This window comes from Herbaspirillum sp. WTB6 (assembly GCF_057457785.1).
On record NZ_CP176522.1, the window covers coordinates 1,486,557 to 1,506,411 of the forward strand.

Consider the following 19,855-nt stretch of genomic DNA (forward strand, 5'->3'; position numbering starts at 1 on the left):
ATTTTTCAGGAAACGCGAACCGTCAGGCTGGCGCCGACGCCGCAAAGGTAATTACAAAACGGCCGCTTGCCTGGTCCGGCCTGTCGCTGCCGTCGCCCAGGCGATATTCATAATCCAGTACCGCACCGTTATTCAAGCACAGTTCCCGCGCCAGGTAGAGCCCCAGGCCGGTGCCCTTGCTGGAGGTCGTGTAAAACGGCTCGAACAGGTGCGCGCGAATGTCCGGCGTGATCGACGGGCCATCGTCTTGCACGTGCAGTTCGAGGTGACCGGCGGGATGCGAAACCGAGAACACGCGGATGCTGCCGGGCCGCCGGCTGGCATAGCGCAGCGCGTTGCTCAGCAAATTCACCAGGACTTCACGCAAATGCAAGGGATCGAACCAGACCTCGCTGCTCTGTATGCCATCCAGGCGGATGATACCCGTCGCCGGCGCATACGTCCCATCGAATTCCTCCAGCATCTGTTCCAGGACCGGCGCCAGCGGGATCGGCTCGCCATGGTGCTGTGCCTTGCGCGACAGTTTCAGGATGTCTTCGATCATCCGGTTCAGACGCGCCACATTGTCGCCCACGATACGCAACAACCGGCGCTCTGCCGAGCCGGTGAGGTCTTCCTCCAGCAGGGTCGCGGCATGCGCGATGGCGGACAACGGGTTGCGCACTTCATGCGCAATGCTGGCGGTCAGGCGTCCCATCGAAGCCAGCTTCAACTGCTGTGCCTGATTCTCGATCTCGGTTACGTCCTGCAGGAATATCACCGTGCGCCGCTGTGCGAGCCGGTCCGTTTCGACCCGCGCAAAACGCAGCTTCAGGTGGATACTCAATTCGCGGTGCCGCCGCCAGACCGTGGTTGCGCCCTGCAGCGTTGGCTCGCTACAGGGCTTGATCACTACGAATACCGGCGCATCGCTCTGCAGGCCGGGCTCGGCGTCCCGCGCTTGCCAATCGGCAAACGCCCGGGCGATCGGCATCAGATTCGGGATATTCTTCAGCCGCTGGAGCTGGGGGCCGACCGCCAGACCAACGCCCAGCATGCGCTCGGCTGCCGGATTGGCGGTAAAGATCGCGCCATCGGCACCCAGCACCAGGATGCCGTCGCCCATATCGGCAATCACCAGGCGGTTGATCGCCTGCTGCACACGCAAGTCCTGACCGCGCTCGGTGGCCAGCGTTTCCTGCTTGATCAGGCGCGCCGCCAGCTGGTTGATCATTGTTACCGCGGCAAAAAAGGCGGCGCCGTACAGGCCGGCTTGCGTGGTCGAAGCATCGGACGCCGCCTGTAGCAGTTGGTAGCCGCTTTCCGCCAGCAGCGTCAAGGTCACCACCGATACAAAAAACAAGGCCAGCGGCAGCGCCGCCAGGATTGCCGCGCCCGCCAGCGGAAACAGGTAGAGGATGGCGAGCCCGCTCTTGGCGCCCCCGGCCGCCACGTACAGCACCGAAATCACGACGATGTCGAGCGCCACTTGCGATACCAGGTGCAGCACCAACCGCCGGCGCCAGTACAGCGCCAGGATGGCAAACCCAAACGCCAGCACCAGATAGACGAAACAGATCTCGCGATAGAAGAAGGCCTCGCTGGCCCAGAAATCCTTCTTGCTATTGGCGCTCAGGTAAGCCAGCAGAACCACGGCGATGACGATGCGTGTGGCACTAAACGTCTGCAATGTACGCCAGAAGGTTTCGCGATGCCGAAGCGCAGAGGTGTGCGCGGTGCCCGTCATACGCTAGTCTGGGACATGCTGCAGGCGATGGGCGTCACTGCAAAACACGGTGCCGGCGGAATCGTGCACGGCTTCCGAAGCCGGGATATGAATCCCGCAATGCGCGCATTGCAACATCGACTCTGCATTTTTCGGCGCGCTGGCGCTTGGCCGGCGCGGATGGTCCGTAGATGCATGGTTGGCAGACGATTTCTTGCCCCGCATCAACCACATGACCAGGATGGCGATGATCGCCACCCACAGCAGGAATTTCATATCACGCTCCGGTGCAATATCACTTCCAGCACGAAACGGCTGCCGACGTAAGCCAGCAGCAAGGTGGCGAACCCGGTCAGGGTAAAACTGAGCGCAGTGCGGCCGCGCCAGCCGCGCCATTTACGGCCTGCCAGCAGCAGGCCGAACAAGGCCCACGACAGGATGCTGAAAATGTTCTTGTGATCCCACTTGAACGGGATGCCGAACAGTTGTTCGGAAAACACCACGCCCGACAGCAGGGTCAGGGTCAGTAGCGCGAATCCGAATCCGATCAGGCGAAACAGCAGTTTTTCCATCCTCAACAAGGCTGGCAGCCGATCGATCGCAGCGCCGAGCCAGCCGCCGGCAGTCAGCCCGGTGCGGGTATGCAGCCGGGATTCCTGCAAGGCCATCAGGACCGCGTGAAACGCCGCGATCGTCAGCGTGCTGTAGGCCAGGATGGAAATTGCAATGTGCCAGGAAAACAGCGGCGAGCGCCCCTGCAGCGACACCACAGTGCCGGGGAACAGCGCCGGCAGCAGCACCGCCAGTGCCGCGCAAGGCAGCACCAGCACGCGCAGGCTATCCAGAGTGAGGTTGCGGTTTTCCAGCCAATAGGTGGCCACCGACACCCACAGGGTGGCGGACAGCATCACGGCAAAGCCGATGCGCAGCGTATCCGCGGTCAGCATGTCCGCCCACAAGGCCCCGCCATGCAGCAGCCAGGCGGCCACGGTGCCAACTGAAATCATGCCACGATGGCGCGGCGGCAAGAACGCACAAACCGCATACAGGACGGCCGCCAGGACAAAAAAAGGAGTGAGCATTACAGAAGTCGGCAGAGAATGGGCAGTTTCCGAGTTTACACTATGTCAGACGGCAGCAGCAGCGACAAAAACCGGTCCCCAGCAGCCTGTGCGCTGCGGGCTCGGCAATGCCGCGACGCCGGTTGCATCGGTTAAAATGAACTTGGTTTACGCCGCGCTGGCGCCGCTTGTTCCGGCCTGCCTCCCCTTTATTTCCCGACCCTGCCTCCATGCTCGATAACCTGACTCAACGCCTCGCCAAAGCCGTCAAGACCATGCGCGGCGAAGCGCGCCTGACCGAATCCAATACCGCCGAGATGCTGCGCGAAGTGCGGCTGGCGCTGCTGGAAGCCGACGTTGCGCTGCCGGCGGTGCGCGAATTCATCGCCAAGGTCAAAGAAAAGGCGCTGGGCGAGGAAGTGATCGGTTCGCTCTCCCCCGGCCAGGCGCTGGTGGGCGTGGTGCAGCGCGAACTGGCGGCCATCATGGGCGCCGATCTGGGCCCGGAAGCCGCACAACTGAATTTCGCCACCCAGCCGCCGGCCGTGATCCTGCTGGCCGGCCTGCAGGGCGCAGGCAAGACCACCACCGCCGGCAAGCTGGCCAAATACCTGCGTGAACAGAAAAAGAAAAAGGTGTTGACGGTCTCGGCCGACGTCTACCGGCCGGCGGCCATCGGCCAGTTGCAGACCGTCACCGCCCAGGTCGGCGCCGATTTTTTCCCGTCGACGCCGAGCGACCAGCCGGTCGCCATCGCGCTGGCGGCGCTGGACTATGCCAAGAAGCATTACCACGACGTTCTGATCGTCGACACCGCCGGCCGGCTCGGCATCGATGAAGCGATGATGCAGGAAATCAGCGCGCTGCACAAAGCGGTGAAACCGATTGAAACCCTGTTCGTGATCGATGCCATGCTGGGCCAGGATGCGATCAACACCGCCAAGGCCTTTAACGATGCACTGCCGCTGACCGGGATCGTGCTGACTAAGCTGGACGGCGATGCCCGCGGCGGCGCCGCGCTGTCGGTGCGGCACATCACCGGCAAGCCGATCAAGTTTGCCGGCGTCGCCGAGAAACTGGACGGACTGGAAGCGTTTGATCCGCAGCGCATGGCGAACCGGATTCTCGGCATGGGCGACATCCTGGCGCTGGTCGAGGAAGCCAAAAAGGGCGTCGATACTGCGGCCGCAGCCGAGCTGGCGAAGAAACTCAAGGTCGGCGGGAAATTCGACCTGAACGATTTCAAGGCGCAACTTGGCCAGATGAAGAAAATGGGGGGCATGGCGTCGCTGATGGACAAGTTGCCGGCGCAATTCCAGCAAGCCGCCAGCAACGCCAATATGGATCAGGCCGAAAAGCAGGTGCGCCGCATGGAAGGCATCATCAACTCGATGACGCCGGCCGAACGGGCCAAACCGGAACTGATCAAGGCTTCGCGCAAACGCCGGATCGCCGCCGGCGCCGGAGTTCAGGTACAGGAAGTCAACCGCATGCTGTCACAGTTCGAGCAGATGCAGGCGATGATGAAAAAGCTCAAGGGCGGCGGCTTGATGAAGATGATGCGGGGCATGAAAGGCGCACTGCCCGGCATGCATTGAGCACCACCGGCCACATTTTCGACTCAGGCTTGTGAAGCGGTCAGGGACGCCGAAGCGGCGCCTGAGCCGAATTTACGGCAAGCGCTTCGGGCACGATGTGCCGCAAATCCCCAATATCCACCTTTTCCGCGCAATCCGGGCCCTGCCGCGCCCTACTGAAAACAGCGCAAAATTGCTCAAAAAATACTTGCATCGCCGGGGAAAGCGCACCACTATTAGCGATGCGTGAATGACGCATATTCCCAACACATGTGCGAAGGAGGGTGAACGATGGCAACAGCAAAAAAACCCGCTGCGAAGAAACCAGCAGCGGCCGCGAAAAAACCGGCGGCGGTGAAGGCCGCCCCCGCCAAGAAAGCCGCGCCCGCCAAGAAGGCGGCGCCAGCAAAGGCCGCGGCAAAACCTGCAGTCAAAAAGACCGCAGCCGCCAAACCGGCGACCGCGCGCAAACCAAACGCAGCCTTCATGAAAGCGATGACGCCGTCGCCCGTGCTGGCCGCCGTCGTCGGCTCCACGCCGCTGCCGCGGACCGAAGTAACCAAGAAAATCTGGGAATACATCAAGAAGCACAAGCTGCAGAACGAAGCCAACAAGCGCAATATTGATGCAGACGACAAATTGAAAGCTGTCTTTGGCGGCAAAAAGCAAGTGTCGATGTTCGAGATGACCAAACTGGTGTCCGCCCACTTGTCCTGATCGCTGGTGGTTGCCAAACCACTTGTGCCAAACAAAAACGCCCGCGCATGCGGGCGTTTTTGTTTGCCTGGGGGCTGGTTACAAAGGCTTGTATTCCCAGTTTTTCCAGGCCCGCAATACCGCGTTCGGGTATTCGGGCCGGCCGCGGCTACCGTTGTAGCGTCCCAGCGCCAGGAACAGGTTGCCGCCTTCCATGTCGATGTACATGCGCAGGATCGAGCAGCCGTAGCGCAAATTGGTTTGCATGTGGAACAGCTTGCTGCGGTCGGCGTCGCCGATCACGCGCGTCCAGAACGGCATTACCTGCATGTAGCCATGGGCGCCGACTTGCGAAATCGCGTACTTGCGGAACGCCGACTCGACCTGGATCAGCCCCAGCACCAGCGCCGGATCGAGCCCGGCGCGGGTCGCCTCATACCAGACCGCGCCCAGGAAATCGTGCCTCATCTGCGCATCCGGCAGTTTCTTTTTCAGGCGCTCCGACATCTCGCCGCGCCAGTACAAGTACCCGATCCGCTCGCCGATATCGGCAAAATGCGGCTTGGGTGGAGCGGCATCGCTGATTGCCTGCGACAGCGCGATTCGGACCGAATCGGCCAGCGCCTCCTCCTTTTGGTTGCCGGCATGCACGGCGCCGGCTGCCAGCAGTGCGCCGCACAGCATCGGCAGCAAGGCCCGCATCATGCCGGTGCACCTTGCACGCACGCGCCGCGCGCAGGCCGCAAGAGAATATAGGAAACAGGGAGTATGGCCATAAATCCCCTCAAGTCGGCCAACATCAGGACCGACTCAAAGAATACCCATGCAGGTATGCGGCGTCAAGCCGCCAGCTTGGCCTGCAGGACTTCGACGATTTGGGCGATTGGCACCGCACTTGCCGCGGCGTCGCGCCGCCCCTGATATTCGAGCTGGCCATCTTTCAAGCCCCGCTCGCCGATCACCACCCGATGTGGCACGCCAATCAGCTCCCAGTCGGCCAGCATCGCGCCCGGCCGTTCGCCGCGGTCGTCGAGGATGACGTCGATGCCAGCCGCCTGCAGCGCAGCATACAGGCGCTCGGCTTCATCCTTGACGGCGGCGCTGCGTTCGTAGCCGATCGGGCACAGCACTACGGCAAATGGCGCAATCGCGGCCGGCCAGATGATGCCGCGTGCATCGAAGTTCTGCTCGATCGCCGCCCCCAGGATGCGCGTGATACCGATGCCGTAGCAACCCATCTGCATCAATTGCGGCTTGCCGTTCTCGTCCAGATAGGTGGCGCCCATGTCTTCCGAATAGCGGGTACCGAGCTGGAACACGTGCCCGACTTCGATCCCGCGCTGGATCGCCAGCACGCCCTGGCCGTCCGGCGACGGATCGCCGGCCACCACGTTGCGGATGTCGAACACCTGCGGCAGCGGCAGGTCGCGCCCCCAGTTGACGCCGGTGTAGTGGTAATCCACCTGGTTGGCGCCGCACACGAAATCGCTCATGTTGGCGACCGTGCAGTCGGCTACCACCTTGATCGGCTTTTTCGGATTGAGCGGCCCCAGATAGCCCGGCGGCGTGCCGAACCACTCGACGATTTCGGCTTCGTTGGCGAAGCGGTAATTGGCCAGCCCCGGTATCTTGGCGGCCTTGATTTCGTTCAGTTCATGGTCGCCGCGCAACAGCAGCAGCCAGATTTCCTTGTTCTGCGGCCCGGCCGTCTCGTCTTCCACCGTCAGCACGATCGATTTCAAGGTTTGTTGCAGCGGCAAATTCAGCAGAGCGGCGACATCCTGGCACCTCGCCTTGCCCGGGGTCGGGGTTTTTTCCAGCGCCTGCGTCGGCGCCGCGCGCTCGGCCAGCAACGGCAGCGCCTCGGCCGCCTCCATGTTGGCGGCGTATTCGGAATCGGGGCAATACACCAGCGCGTCCTCGCCGGTATCGGCGATCACGTGGAACTCGTGCGACCCGGAGCCGCCGATGGCGCCGTTGTCGGCCGCGACCGCGCGAAACTGCAGGCCGAAACGGCTGAAAATGCGCACATAGGCGTCATACATGACCTGGTACGACAGCTTCAGGCCTTCGGCGTCGCGGTCGAACGAATAGGCATCCTTCATCGTGAATTCGCGCCCGCGCATCAGCCCGAAGCGCGGCCGACGCTCGTCGCGGAACTTGGTCTGGATATGGTAAAAATTCAGCGGCAACTGGCGGTAGGACTTGATTTCGGTGCGCGCGATGTCGGTGATTACTTCTTCCGAAGTCGGCTGAATCACGTAATCGCGGTTGTGCCGGTCTTTCACCCGCATCAGTTCCGGGCCATATTTCTGCCAGCGCCCGGTTTCCTGCCACAGCTCGGCTGGCTGCACCACCGGCATCAGCAACTCGATCGCGCCGGAGCGGTTCATCTCCTCGCGCACGATCGCTTCCACCTTGCGGATCACGCGCAGGCCCATCGGCATGTAGGTATAGATGCCGGAACCCAGGCGCTTGATCATGCCGGCGCGCATCATCAGCTTGTGGCTGACGATTTCCGCATCGGACGGCGCTTCTTTGAGGGTGGCAATAAAAAATCGGGAGGCACGCATGACGAGGAATTCTTTTTTAAAAATGGTGGGGGTTATAATCAATCCAATTTTAAAGGATTAGCTGGCTGATGCGACCACTCTTCATACAATTGGTTGATGTTCCAACTCAAATCGGGCCTCCCATGACCTGGAACAGCAGGTGCGCCGCCACGGTGCACTTGCCGAATTTGTATCGCTAGGTGACCTCAGCCGCAGAAAGTTTTGAGGTGCAAACATGCTGGACCGTGAAGGCTTCCGCCCTAACGTCGGCATCATCTTGCTCAACGCGCAAAATGAAGTGTGGTGGGGCAAGCGAGTGCGCGAACATTCGTGGCAATTCCCGCAAGGCGGGATCAAGTACGGCGAAACGCCGGAGCAGGCCATGTTCCGCGAACTGGAAGAGGAAATTGGCCTGCGGGCACACCACGTCAGGATCATCGGTCGCACCCGCGACTGGCTGCGCTATGAGGTTCCCGATCACTTCATCAAGCGCGAGGTGCGCGGCCAGTACCGCGGCCAGAAGCAGATCTGGTTCCTGCTGCGCATGACCGGGCGCGACTGCGACGTCAACCTGCGCGGTACCGATCATCCCGAATTCGACGCCTGGCGCTGGCACGACTACTGGGTGCCGCTAGACGTCGTCATCGAATTCAAGCGCGACGTCTATCAGCGCGCGCTGCAGGAACTGTCGCGCTTCCTGACCCGGCCGCCGCAATACAAACAACACCACGCCGCGCGTTATCTGCGCCAGGCGCACGGTGCGCGCGGCGAAAGCCAAGCCGCCGCCATCAAAACCGAGAATGACGAATGATTGCCAACCCGTCCGCCCCCCAGTCATCAACCCGCTCCCGGCGCCCCGTAAGCATGATTCGATATGCGCGCGCCGTGCTGGCACTGCTGGCGGCAAGCACCGGCCTTTGTCACGCGCAATCGACCTTCGACGAGGAGTTCGACGACGAAAACAAGCCGTGGCAGGAAATCGCCATCCAGTTGCCGGCGCCGCCGGCGGCGACCAACCTGCTGCCGTTCGAGGTCAGCGGCAACGCCACCCAGCGCTTCGCGATCGACGCCAAGTCCCTGACCGTGGGCAGCGATGGCGTGATCCGCTACACGCTGGTCGCCACCAGCCCGGCCGGCGCCCGCAACGTCAGCTACGAAGGCATCCGCTGCGCCTCGTTTGAAAGAAAGCTGTATGCCTTCGGCCATGCGGACGGCAGCTGGTCACGCTCGCGCAACGATCAGTGGCAGCGCATCATGCGCAACGCCGCCAATCGCCAACACGCGGTACTGTTCAAGGATTATTTCTGCGACGGACTGACGGTGGCCGGCAGCGCCGAACAGATGCTGGAGCGCATCCGCCACCAGCGTCCGTTGAGCGACAGCCCCGGGCAATGAGGCCGGCGCCCCTCCAACAAAATAACGGGGTATGCGTCAAAAATGACAGATGCAGGCCCGGAATTGGCGTTTTCATCCAGGAGTATATTGCTGATCCAGGGTTTTCGGCGCCCCGCTAGAGCAACACCAGGTTGTCGCGGTGAATCAGTTCCGGCTCCTCGACGAATCCCAGGATGTTCAGGATTTCACTGGAAGGCCGGCGCATGATGCGGCGCGCATCCGGGCTGGCATAGTTGCTGATGCCGCGCGCGATGGTGCGCCCGGCCTGGTCGACGCAAGTCACGACGTCGCCGCGGCCGAATTCGCCGTGCACTGCCAGCACCCCGATCGCCAGCAGCGATTTGCCTTCGGCGACCAGCTTTTGCACCGCGCCGGCATCCAGCGTCAGGCGGCCGGCGGTATGCAGGTGATCCGCCATCCACTGCTTGCGCGCCGTCAGTTGCGCCATGTTGGCGCGCAGTTCAGTGCCGATGTTCTCGCCCGCTGCCAGCCTGGTCAGCACGTCTTCTTCCCGCCCCCAGGCGATCACGGTATGGGCGCCGGAGGCCGCGGCGCGGCGCGCCGCCAGGATCTTGGTCAGCATGCCGCCGCGCGCGATGCCGCTGCCGGCGCCGCCGGCCATCGCCTCCAGGGTTGGGTCGCCGGCGGTCGCGTGGTCGACGAATCGTGCATCCGCATGGGTGCGCGGATCGGCGGTATACAAGCCTTTCTGGTCGGTCAGGATGATCAGTGCATCGCCCTCGATCAGGTTGGTGACCAGCGCCCCCAGCGTGTCGTTGTCGCCGAACTTGATTTCGTCGGTGACCACCGTATCGTTCTCGTTGATGATCGGCACCACGCCGAATTCCAGCAGCGTAAATAGCGTCGAACGCGCGTTCAGGTAGCGTTCGCGGTGGGTCAGGTCGGCGTGCGTCAATAGCACTTGCGCGGTGCGCAACTGGTGGGCACCGAAGCTGCTTTCGTAGATTTGCGCCAGCCCCATCTGGCCGACTGCGGCGCAGGCCTGCAGTTCATGCACGCCGGTCGGACGCTTGTCGAAACCGAGCCGCAGCATGCCCTCGGCGATCGCGCCGGAACTGACCAGCACCACTTCCTTGCCAAGCGCGCGCAGCTGCGCGATTTGCCCGGCCCATTTGGCGATCGCCGCATGATCCAGGCCGCGGCCCTCGTTGGTAACCAGCGACGAACCGACCTTGACGATCAGGCGTTTGGCGTTTTGTATGACCGAGCTCATGTTTTTATTGGCAGCGCCGGCGCCGCAGCGGGGCCATCCGGCAGTTTCAGGATGGTTATTCGATGATCTTGAAGCGCGGATCGTCCGGATCGATCGAACCGATCCCGCGCGCCTCTTCGGTCATCTGCGTTTCTTCGGCACGATGCTCCTGCTGGCGCTTTTCGGCCAGATAGGCGTCGATTTCGGTGATCAGTTCGGCGCAGCCTTCGCGCGTCAAGGCCGAGATTTCGAAGGTGCGCCCCTTCCAGCCAAAACGCTTGATGAAATCCTTGACGCGCGCCTTGCGCTCGGCCTCGGGCACCATGTCCAGCTTGTTCAAGACCAGCCAGCGCGGCTTTTCGTACAGCGCCTGGTCGTATTTCTTGAGTTCCTTGACGATCGCCTTGGCCTGCGCCACCGGATCGGCGCTCTCCTCGAATGGCGCCAGATCGACGATGTGCAGCAACAGGCCGGTACGCTGCAGGTGCCGCAAAAACTGCACGCCGAGCCCGGCGCCATCGGCCGCGCCTTCGATCAGGCCCGGAATATCGGCGATCACGAAGCTCTTTTCGTGGCCGACGCGCACCACCCCGAGATTCGGGTGCAGCGTGGTAAACGGGTAGTCGGCGATCTTCGGCCGGGCGTTGGAGACTGCCGTGATGAAAGTCGACTTGCCGGCATTCGGCTGGCCGAGGAGGCCGACGTCGGCCAGCACTTTCAACTCCAGCTTCAGTTCGCGCCGTTCGCCTTCCTTGCCGTCGCTTTTCTGGCGCGGCGCGCGGTTGGTCGACGACTTGAAATGGATGTTGCCCCAGCCGCCCTCGCCGCCCTTGGCCAGTAGCACCTTCTGGCCGTGCTCGGTGAGGTCGGCCAGCAGCTCGCCGCTGTTGATGTCGATAATCTGGGTGCCGACCGGCATGCGCAGCACGATGTCGTCCGCGCCCTTGCCGTAGCAATCGGCGCCGCGCCCGTTTTCGCCGTTCTTTGCCTTGTGCAGCTTGGAAAAACGGTAATCCACCAGCGTGTTGATGTTGCGGTCGGCCTGCGCCCAGATGCTGCCGCCACTGCCGCCGTCGCCGCCATCCGGCCCACCAAACGGCCTGAATTTTTCGCGACAGAAGGAGGCGACGCCATTGCCGCCATTGCCGGCAATGACCTCGATTTTTGCTTCGTCGATAAACTTCATGTAGCCGCCATAAACTAAAAAGGCTCCACCATTTTTCGGCAGAGCCTTTCGATTGAAGGCTTGCGCCTTACATTGATTGCCGCAGCGGTCGCTTAGGCGGGTACCACGGTCACGTACTGGCGCTGGGCCGGGCCCTTGACCACGAACTGCACCTTGCCGGTGATCAGCGCAAACAGGGTGTGATCCTTGCCCATGCCGACGTTTTCGCCGGGATGCGTCTTGGTGCCGCGCTGGCGGATGATGATGCCGCCGGCGTTGATGCTTTGGCCGCCGTAGACCTTGACGCCCAGTCGCTTCGACTCGGAATCGCGACCATTGCGCGTTGTGCCGCCGCCTTTTTTGTGTGCCATTTCTGACTCCTTGGTATCTGGTTAGCCCGACCGGCGCTTAGCCGTTGATCGAGACGATTTGCAATTCGGTGTAATTCTGGCGATGGCCCTGGTGCTTCTGGTAGTGCTTGCGACGGCGCATCTTGAAAATTTTGACCTTATCGTGGCGCCCATGCGCCAATACCGTAGCCAGCACCGTGGCACCTTCAACCAGCGGCGCACCAAACTTGATGGTGTCGCCCGCGCCCACTGCGAGCACTTGGTCAATGGTGATTTGGGAGCCAATGTCTGCCGGTATCTGTTCTATTTTGAGTTTTTCGCCAGCAGCAACCTTGTATTGTTTGCCACCGGTTTTTATGACCGCGTACATGTGAAACCTCATCAAATGATTGAAAAACGTTGTTTCTCGAGAAACACCAAATCTACGAGCGAAATCAAGAGAACCCCAAATTATACATAAATCGGATATCGCGGTCAAAATCCTCACCAACCCACAGTACCCGGGAGTCGATTCGCCCGGCGTGGGCCGGGCACCGCCCAACGCCGGCAAGCTATCAAATTGGCCCGCTAGGCTCTGCGCTTGTCATCGTATAATCTTGCACTCATGATCTTTTGCAGGTTCGCCTTGTCTGCCGCCCTACCCCACACCGACCAGAACCCCATCGCGGAATCGATCGCCGCCGACATGGATGCCGTCAACCGCGTCATCCGCGCCCGCCTGCATTCCGAGGTGCCGCTGGTCAAGCAGATCGCCGAATACATCATCAGCGCCGGCGGCAAGCGCATGCGCCCGGCGCTGGTCATCTTGATCGCCAATGCGCACGGCTATCGCGGCAGCGCGCATCACGAGTTGGCCGCCGTGATCGAATTTATCCATACCGCGACCCTGCTGCACGACGACGTGGTGGACGAATCGTCGATGCGGCGTGGCCGTAAGACCGCCAATGCCTTGTTCGGCAACGCGGCATCGGTGCTGGTGGGCGATTTTCTGTATTCGCGCGCGTTTCAGATGATGGTCGCGCTGCGCAATCCGCGCGTGATGGAAATCGTGGCCGACGCCACCAATGTCATCGCCGAAGGTGAAGTACAGCAGTTGCTGAACATGCATAACGCCGACGTCACCGAAGAGCAGTATCTGCAGGTGATCCGATCCAAAACCGCGAAGCTGTTCGAAGCGGCGGCCCAACTTGGCGCGCTGCTGGCTGGAGCCGCCGAACCCCAGATCGAGGCCGCCGCCGGATATGGCCGTTCGCTCGGCACCGCGTTTCAGTTGATCGACGACGTTCTGGATTATTCCGGCAATGCCACCGATATTGGCAAGAATGTCGGCGACGATCTGCGCGAGGGCAAGCCGACCCTGCCGTTGATCTACCTGATGCAACATGGCAGCCAGGCCCAGCGCGAACTGGTGCGCGCCTGCATCGAGAACGGCGACGAGCAGCACTTCGATCAAGTCCTGGCCGCCATCACCTCCTCTGGCGCGCTCGATTACACCCGACGCGCCACCGAAAAATCGGCGCAACAGGCGGCTGATACAATTTCCGCACTCCCAAATAGCCAATTCAAGGATTCTTTGATAAAATTATGCGCTTTCGCAGTAGGCCGCAATCATTGAGCGAACATCACTCATCGCATGGCGACACCGCTGCCGGCGGGGTGTAGCTTAGCCTGGTAGAGCGCTACGTTCGGGACGTAGAGGCCGGAGGTTCGAATCCTCTCACCCCGACCAGATTTCCGACGGAAATCAAGGGTCCACAAGCAATTCAATTCAAACGGCGCTGCGATTCTCCTGTTTCGCGCCACGAACGCCGTCCCGATTCCACAGCCAAGTACGTCGCCTACCGCTGTTGCTGCAGCAGCCGGATATCGCCATACCACGCATCCACCGTGTCCCCGGTATTGTCGGTATCGCTCATGACGCCGACCCCGATCAGCCGCCCCGGTTTTTCGCCGAAGGCGCGCTGGTAATCGTCGACGAAATTGCGCGACAACTGGCGCCACTGACCAAGGCCGTCCGATCCGCTGGCCGCCACCACCATTTTCAGCTGGCTGGTACGGGCATGCGCAATCACGCTGCCGACCGGCGCCTTCTTTTCCCAGATGTACATCAGCGTTGCATATGGCAGTTCGCGGCCCGTTACCAGCCGGCCGGTTTCAAACAGGACCTGCTCGGCGAACGGCAGGTTCCCCTTGTCGCCGTCAAACGCCAGGACAATGCGCACCGGCGAATCTTCCGTATCGCGATAGCGGTTGTCCGCGCCCTTGATGTGGCGATCGACTTTCCATTTCCATTCGAGCCAGGGGCGCCGATTCGGGTCGAGATCGAGCGCGTGCATCAGAAGCGAAGCCGAAGCCGCCGCATGCGCATGCAGGATGGTTTTCCCGGTATCGGCCACCAACTGATATTGGGTCGGCTTCTTGCTGCGGGTAATGATCAGCGGCTGCCAGGCGTGCGGCAAGGGGCCCGGCCGGTGAGCGGAAAACGGCCCGAGTGCCTGATCCGCTTCGGCTGGCGGCGCGGCCGCCTCATGCCGCGCGGACTCGGGGTGTATTGCGCAACCGCCAACGGCAAGCGTCAGCAGCAGAAAAACCAAAGACAGTCGTTGCATCTCGCCCTGCAAAATAGCCGGCCCCGCCTTGCCGCGGCCGGAAATAATCGCTACGCCGCCGAGCCGGACAGCGCAGATTGATGGATGTCATAGAGGGGTGCGGGCCGGACACCCGATTCGGCCGGCGCCGCCGCCTCTTGCATCACGAATTGCCACCGAAGCTGATGGTATTGAGCCACCACCTCGCGATGCGCAATGCTGATGATCGCCGCCTGCGGCAATTCCTGCAGCAGCAGATTGTACAGAGCCCGTTCGGTCTCGCCATCCAGCGCACTGCTGGCCTCGTCCAGGAAGATCACTTCGGGCCGGGTCAGCAAGACCCGGACGAAGGCCAGGCGTTGCTGTTCGCCTGGCGAGAGCCGGGTGCTCCAGTTGTCCGATTCGTCCAGCTTGTCTTGCAGGTGCGGCAAACGGCACAGTCCCAGATAGTGGCGGATGGCGCGATCGGCATAGGCGCTGGCCGGCGCCGGGTAGGCCAGCGCCGCGCGCAACGCACCGATCGGCAAATAGCTCTTCTGCGGCACGAACAGCAACCGCGCCCGGTTCGGGATCTCGATGGTACCGGCGCCATACGGCCAGATGCCGGCAATCGCCCGGAACAGCGTCGATTTGCCGCAGCCGGACGGTCCACCCACCAGAATTCGCTGGCCGGCATGGATCGCGCCGCACAGTGGCGCGGTCAGCGCCCGGCCGTCCGGCAAATGCAGTTCGACGTCCTGCAACAGGATCGCGCCGACATTGTTGCGCTGGGCGGCGATGCCCGCCTCCTGTGCCTGCACCTGCTCCAGCGCCAATTGAAACAGCGCCAGTCGGTTGGCGCTGGCTTTCCAGTTCGCCAGCGAGTCGAAGGCGTTGATGAACCAGGACAGCGCATCCTGTACCTGGCCGAAAGCGGAACTGATCTGCATCAGACCGCCCAGTTTGATGGTGCCGGCAAAATAGCGTGGAGCGCCGACCAGGAACGGGAAAATGACGGCGAACTGGGCATAAAACGTGGAAGCCAGGTTCAGCCGCTTGGTGGTGATCATGATGTCCCACCAGTTGGCGCGAATGCGCTCGAAGCGGCTGTTCAGCTGCGCCTTTTCCTCCGCTTCGCCGCGATACAAGGCCACCGCCTCGGCGTTTTCGCGGGTGCGGATCAAGCCGAAACGGAAATCCGCCTCGAAGCGCTGGCGCGTGAAATTCTGCGGCACCAGGGGCTTGCCGACCCACCACACCAGGCTGGAACCGACCAGCGCATAGCCGAGCGCGAACCACACCATGTAGCCCGGAATAGTCCATTCATAACCGCTCAGGGCAAACGACAGCGGCCCCGACAGCGACCACAGGATGCCGACAAACGAGGCTAGCGTCACCACGCTCGACAGCAAACCGAGCGACAGCGACAGCGTGCCGGAAGTCAACAGGCTCAAGTCTTCTGCGATCCGCTGATCGGGGTTGTCGGCGCTGCGGTTTTGCTCAATCCGGTAATACGCCTGTTGCGCCAGCCATGCGGCCATGTAGCGCCGCGTCATCCAGGCACGCCAGCGGATTTCCAGCGCCTGCGTCAGGTACACCCGGTAGATCGCCGCCGCGATGTAAAAGAACGCCAGATACGAAAAACGCCAGAGTTGCGAGGAAAACGCCGGGAAATCACGGCTTTCCAGCGCATTGTAGAAATCCCGATTCCAATCATTGAACAGCACGTTCAGATACACCATGCCGAGCGCCAGCGCGATCACCGACACCAGCAAGAGCGCGCCGCGCCACTTTTCTTCGGAAACCCAGAAGGGCTTGATCAATCGCCAGATCGCGCGCCAGTCGGTGCCGGCTTTCTGGGGTGCTGCCATAAAACGTTCGTCCTTAAAAATTTGCGCCGCCGCCCCGTGACCGTCGGCGCCATCCATACAAAACGGGGATCAGCGGAGTATGTGGAAAATATTGCCGTTTCCGCCCAAAAATAGGGCGGTCTCAAAAATACAATATCCAGTATATTGAAATGATAGGTCGCCAAAATGAAATATGACTGGCAGTCACGGCAATCGGTCCGGCAGAGCACCGACGCGCACGCCGGGATTCAGCGCCTCCAGCGCCAGCAATGCCGCCGCGTGGTCGGCGTTCGGCAGCGCCTCGAGGATGCTGTGATAACGCTGCGCCACCAGCTCCGTCACCGGCAGCTTGACGGCGGCCGCCGCCGCTGCGTGCAGCACATTGTCCAAGTCCTTGGTTTGCAGCCTGACCTTGCCGCCCGGCATGAAATTGCGCTCCAGCATGCGCTGGCCATGCACGTCGAGGATCCGGCTTTCGGCAAAGCCGCCGCGAATCGCGGTCCGCACCGCCGCAGGATCGGCGCCGCCGGCCTGCGCCAGCAGCAAGGCCTCAGCCACGATATTCAGCGTGCCGCCGACGATCAACTGATTGCACAGCTTGGCCAACTGGCCACAGCCGACCGGCCCCACCAGCGTGGCGTGTCCCAGGCAGTTGAACAGCGGTTCGGCACGCGCGAAATCACCCTGGCTACCGCCCGCCATGATCGCCAGCGTGCCGGCTTCGGCGCCGCCGACGCCGCCCGACACCGGCGCGTCCAGAAAGGCCACGCCATGCGCCAGCAGCCGCTCCGCCAGTTCCTGCGCTTCCGATTGACGGGTCGAACTCATGTCGATCACCAGCGCGCCCGGCTGCAATCCGGCCATGGCCTGATCGATCACTTGCGCCACCGCCATACCGTCTTCCAGCATCGTCAGCACCAGATCCGCCTGCCGCACGGCGGCTGCCGGCGTCGCCTCGGCTTGCGCGCCGAGCGCCAGCAATGGCTGTACCCGGCTCGCGGTACGGTTCCAGGCAACCACCCGATAACCGGCCTGCAGCAAACGCGCGGCCATCGGTTTTCCCATCAAGCCAATACCAAGGAAGGCGACCGTAGGTGCAGCGGAAGACTTGAGCGAATTCAAGCAAAACTCCTTTTTCCTGAACAACAGGACAAGTTCGATGCAACAATCGAAGCACCTTCAAGCCTGTCAGTTTCGACAACGGCGTGCGCCGGCAAGCCGTGCGACTCCGGGATAATGACCGATCCGCCGAATAAAAAGCAACCGCCATGCTGACCAATAATGTCCCCGACTCGATCCGACCGGCATTCGACATCCCGATGCAACTGGGGGAATCCCCGCTCTGGGCCGCCGCCGAGTCCGCACTGTACTGGATCGACATTGCCGCCTGCGAGCTGCACCGCTGGCACCCGGCCAGCGGCGTGCATCAGGGCTGGCCGCTGCCGGCGCAGCCGGGCTGCATCGCCTTGGGCTGCGACGGCGGCCTGCTGGTCGCGCTGCGCTCGGGCCTGGCGTGGTTTGACCCGCGCGACGGCGCGCTGACGCCGATCGCCGCCGCTCCCTACGATACCACCCGGTTGCGCTTCAACGATGGCCGCTGCGACAGCGCCGGCCGGCTCTGGGTCGGCACGCTGTACGAACCGCGCGACCAGCCGCTGGCGCCGCTGTTCCGGGTCGAGCGCGGCACCATCCGCGACAGCGGCCAGCGCGTGACGGTCTCCAACGGCATCGCCTTCAGCCCGGATGGTCGCACGTTGTACCAGGCCGACACCAAGGCCCACGCGATCCGTGCCTATGACTTCGATCCGGTGCACGGGGTCATCGGCGCCGGGCGCATGTTTCGGCAATTCCCGGACGACCGGCAGGCAGCCGACTATGGTGGCCGGCCGGATGGCGCCGCGGTGGACAGCGAAGGGGCCTACTGGTGCGCCATGTATGATGGCGGGCGCCTGCTGCGCCTGGCGCCCGACGGCGAGTTGCTGCAGGAAATCCGGCTGCCGGTGCGCTGCCCGACGATGATGGCGTTCGGCGGAGATGACTTGCGCACGCTGTATGTCACCACCGCTCGCCACAATCGGCCCGCCACCGAGTTGCTGCGCCATCCGCTGTCGGGTTACCTGTTGTCGCTGCGGGTCGGCGTTGCCGGCCGCCTTGAGAGCGCCTATGTTCGTTAAACCCAGAAGACGGCATATTTTTCATGAGCAAATTCATACTCGCGCTGGATCAGGGAACCACCAGTTCGCGCGCCATCCTGTTTGACCACGCCGGTAGCATGCACGGTTCGGCGCAGCAGGAATTTCGCCAGATATTTCCGCAAGCAGGCTGGGTGGAACACGACCCAGACGAAATCTGGCAATCCCAACTCGCAGTGGCGCGGCAGGTATTGCGCGAAAATCTGGTCGGCGCCTGCGACGTGGCCGCGATCGGCATCACCAACCAGCGCGAGACTACCGTGCTCTGGGACCGCGCAAGCGGCCGGCCGATCGCCAACGCAATCGTCTGGCAAGACCGCCGTACCGCTAGCCTGTGCGATAGCTTGCGCGCAGATGGCAAGGCTGCACTGTTTCAGGAAAAGACGGGCCTGATGTTGGACGCCTATTTTTCCGGCACCAAGATCAAATGGCTTCTGGACCATGTTCCGGGCGCGCGGCACAAGGCAGAGCGCGGGCAGCTTGCCTTCGGCACCATCGATAGCTGGCTGATATTCAAGCTGTGCGGCCAGCATGCCACCGACACCAGCAACGCTTCGCGTACGCTGTTGTTCAACATCCATACCCGGCAATGGGATGACGAACTGCTGGCGATACTCGATATCCCGCGCTCGATAATGCCGGAAGTGGTCCCCAGTAGCGCCATCATCGGCGCTACCGATGCGGCATTTTTCGGCGAACCAGTCACGGTGAGCGGCATCGCCGGTGACCAGCAGGCGGCAGCCTTCGGCCAGGCCTGCCACCAGCCGGGCATGGCGAAAAATACCTATGGCACCGGCTGCTTCGTGCTGATGCATACCGGGCGCAAGGCGATCACCTCGCACAACCACTTGCTGGCGACGATCGGCTGGACGCTCGCCCATGGCAACGCGCGCGACACCGATTACATGCTGGAAGGCAGCATCTTCATGGCGGGGGCGATCGTGCAATGGCTGCGCGACGGCCTCGGCATCATCAGGGAATCGAGCGACGTCGAGGCCTTGGCCACCAGTGTGCCGGATAACGGCGGCGTGGTGTTCGTTCCCGCCTTTACCGGTCTTGGTGCGCCGTACTGGGATTCCTACGCACGCGGCACCGTGCTGGGCATGACGCGCGGCACCACCAGGGCGCATGTCGCGCGCGCCGCGCTGGAGAGCATTGCCTATCAAACGGTCGATGTGCTGGAAGCGATGCAAAAGGATTCCACCATCGCCCTGCGCGAGTTGCGCGTCGATGGCGGCGCGGCGCGCAACGATTTGCTGATGCAATTCCAGGCCGACATGCTCGGCGTACCGGTGGTGCGGCCGGTGGTCACGGAGACCACCGCGCTGGGAGCCGCCTATCTGGCCGGGCTAGCAATCGACTTTTGGTCATCGCAGGAAGAAATCGCGGCACAGTGGCAAATGCAGCGTCGGTTTGAGCCGGCGATGAGCCATGACGAGCGCAGCGCGCGGCTGGCGCTATGGCGCCGCGCAGTACAGCGTTCGCTGGCATGGCTGGAATCTTGAGTTCGGGTTAACGCCAGTTCCGTCCGA

19 protein-coding genes and 1 tRNA gene are annotated in these 19,855 nt (G+C 62.3%); 8 read left to right on the forward strand and 12 right to left on the reverse strand.

From position 1 onward, the window contains the following. Window positions 1-22 precede the first annotated feature (22 nt). Genes ACK2VC_RS06880 through ACK2VC_RS06890 form a run of 3 tightly spaced genes read right to left on the reverse strand, consistent with a single transcriptional unit; the run spans window position 23 to window position 2,787 of the window. Window positions 23-1,669, reverse strand: coding sequence for a two-component system sensor histidine kinase NtrB (locus ACK2VC_RS06880; RefSeq protein ID WP_486732865.1), 1,647 nt, complete (start codon window positions 1,667-1,669; stop codon window positions 23-25). Between the two features lie 60 nt (window positions 1,670-1,729). After that, a complete protein-coding gene (locus ACK2VC_RS06885; protein WP_486732866.1) occupies window positions 1,730-1,981 on the reverse strand; it encodes a PP0621 family protein in 252 nt (83 codons plus the stop codon). Beyond that, window positions 1,978-2,787: a cytochrome C assembly family protein gene (locus tag ACK2VC_RS06890; protein ID WP_486732867.1), complete on the reverse strand. Its 810-nt coding sequence runs from the start codon at window positions 2,785-2,787 to the stop codon at window positions 1,978-1,980. Before ACK2VC_RS06890 ends, ACK2VC_RS06885 begins: the two co-directional genes overlap by 4 nt. Before the next feature lie 209 nt (window positions 2,788-2,996). Here ACK2VC_RS06890 and ffh point away from each other — a divergent pair, with 209 nt between their 5' ends. Both ffh and ACK2VC_RS06900 read left to right on the forward strand, forming a co-directional pair. Then, complete coding sequence (ffh, locus tag ACK2VC_RS06895) at window positions 2,997-4,364, forward strand: signal recognition particle protein (protein WP_486732868.1); 1,368 nt, start codon at window positions 2,997-2,999, stop codon at window positions 4,362-4,364. Between the two features lie 270 nt (window positions 4,365-4,634). Next, on the forward strand, window positions 4,635-5,060 hold the full coding sequence (locus ACK2VC_RS06900) for an SWIB/MDM2 domain-containing protein (RefSeq protein ID WP_486732869.1): 426 nt from the start codon (window positions 4,635-4,637) through the stop codon (window positions 5,058-5,060). 78 nt (window positions 5,061-5,138) lie between these two features. Here the strand turns inward: ACK2VC_RS06900 and ACK2VC_RS06905 are convergent, their stop codons facing one another. Both ACK2VC_RS06905 and ACK2VC_RS06910 read right to left on the reverse strand, forming a co-directional pair. Next, window positions 5,139-5,744 (reverse strand): lytic transglycosylase domain-containing protein, encoded by a 606-nt coding sequence (locus ACK2VC_RS06905; RefSeq protein ID WP_486732870.1) that lies wholly within the window; start codon window positions 5,742-5,744, stop codon window positions 5,139-5,141. A gap of 134 nt (window positions 5,745-5,878) precedes the next feature. After that, entirely contained in the window at window positions 5,879-7,612 is a 1,734-nt protein-coding gene (locus ACK2VC_RS06910; RefSeq protein ID WP_486732871.1) for a proline--tRNA ligase, read from the reverse strand. A 214-nt stretch (window positions 7,613-7,826) separates the two neighbouring features. Here ACK2VC_RS06910 and ACK2VC_RS06915 point away from each other — a divergent pair, with 214 nt between their 5' ends. Next, window positions 7,827-8,402 (forward strand): RNA pyrophosphohydrolase, encoded by a 576-nt coding sequence (locus tag ACK2VC_RS06915; protein ID WP_486732872.1) that lies wholly within the window; start codon window positions 7,827-7,829, stop codon window positions 8,400-8,402. A 53-nt stretch (window positions 8,403-8,455) separates the two neighbouring features. Further along, the gene (locus ACK2VC_RS06920; protein ID WP_486732873.1) at window positions 8,456-8,986 is read left to right on the forward strand and encodes a CNP1-like family protein; all 531 of its coding nucleotides are present in this window, start codon (window positions 8,456-8,458) and stop codon (window positions 8,984-8,986) included. 115 nt (window positions 8,987-9,101) lie between these two features. On the opposite strand, the gene proB is transcribed toward ACK2VC_RS06920, so the two are convergent. The 4 genes from proB to rplU form a co-directional block, all read right to left on the reverse strand. After that, window positions 9,102-10,220, reverse strand: coding sequence for a glutamate 5-kinase (proB, locus tag ACK2VC_RS06925; protein ID WP_486732874.1), 1,119 nt, complete (start codon window positions 10,218-10,220; stop codon window positions 9,102-9,104). A gap of 55 nt (window positions 10,221-10,275) precedes the next feature. Then, window positions 10,276-11,385: a GTPase ObgE gene (obgE, locus tag ACK2VC_RS06930; RefSeq protein ID WP_486732875.1), complete on the reverse strand. Its 1,110-nt coding sequence runs from the start codon at window positions 11,383-11,385 to the stop codon at window positions 10,276-10,278. 92 nt (window positions 11,386-11,477) lie between these two features. After that, window positions 11,478-11,735: a 50S ribosomal protein L27 gene (rpmA, locus tag ACK2VC_RS06935; protein WP_486732876.1), complete on the reverse strand. Its 258-nt coding sequence runs from the start codon at window positions 11,733-11,735 to the stop codon at window positions 11,478-11,480. 37 nt (window positions 11,736-11,772) lie between these two features. Next, window positions 11,773-12,084, reverse strand: a complete 312-nt coding sequence (gene rplU, locus ACK2VC_RS06940) for a 50S ribosomal protein L21 (protein WP_486732877.1) — start codon at window positions 12,082-12,084, stop codon at window positions 11,773-11,775. Between the two features lie 315 nt (window positions 12,085-12,399). Between rplU and ACK2VC_RS06945 the strand changes: the two genes are divergently transcribed. Then, complete coding sequence (locus ACK2VC_RS06945) at window positions 12,400-13,329, forward strand: polyprenyl synthetase family protein (protein ID WP_486733187.1); 930 nt, start codon at window positions 12,400-12,402, stop codon at window positions 13,327-13,329. 37 nt (window positions 13,330-13,366) lie between these two features. Continuing rightward, window positions 13,367-13,443: transfer RNA gene (locus tag ACK2VC_RS06950), tRNA-Pro, on the forward strand. Between the two features lie 109 nt (window positions 13,444-13,552). Here the strand turns inward: ACK2VC_RS06950 and ACK2VC_RS06955 are convergent. The 3 genes from ACK2VC_RS06955 to ACK2VC_RS06965 form a co-directional block, all read right to left on the reverse strand. Continuing rightward, on the reverse strand, window positions 13,553-14,323 hold the full coding sequence (locus ACK2VC_RS06955) for a DUF3047 domain-containing protein (RefSeq protein ID WP_486732878.1): 771 nt from the start codon (window positions 14,321-14,323) through the stop codon (window positions 13,553-13,555). Window positions 14,324-14,373: 50 nt separating this feature from the next. After that, on the reverse strand, window positions 14,374-16,152 hold the full coding sequence (locus ACK2VC_RS06960; RefSeq protein ID WP_486732879.1) for an ABC transporter ATP-binding protein/permease: 1,779 nt from the start codon (window positions 16,150-16,152) through the stop codon (window positions 14,374-14,376). A 183-nt stretch (window positions 16,153-16,335) separates the two neighbouring features. Further along, on the reverse strand, window positions 16,336-17,196 hold the full coding sequence (locus ACK2VC_RS06965; RefSeq protein ID WP_486733188.1) for an NAD(P)-dependent oxidoreductase: 861 nt from the start codon (window positions 17,194-17,196) through the stop codon (window positions 16,336-16,338). 203 nt (window positions 17,197-17,399) lie between these two features. On the opposite strand from ACK2VC_RS06965, the gene ACK2VC_RS06970 reads away from it, so the two are divergent. Together ACK2VC_RS06970 and glpK are read left to right on the forward strand one after the other, a co-directional pair. After that, the gene (locus ACK2VC_RS06970) at window positions 17,400-18,305 is read left to right on the forward strand and encodes an SMP-30/gluconolactonase/LRE family protein (protein WP_486732880.1); all 906 of its coding nucleotides are present in this window, start codon (window positions 17,400-17,402) and stop codon (window positions 18,303-18,305) included. A gap of 23 nt (window positions 18,306-18,328) precedes the next feature. Then, a complete protein-coding gene (glpK, locus tag ACK2VC_RS06975; RefSeq protein WP_486732881.1) occupies window positions 18,329-19,828 on the forward strand; it encodes a glycerol kinase GlpK in 1,500 nt (499 codons plus the stop codon). Window positions 19,829-19,855: the final 27 nt, after the last annotated feature.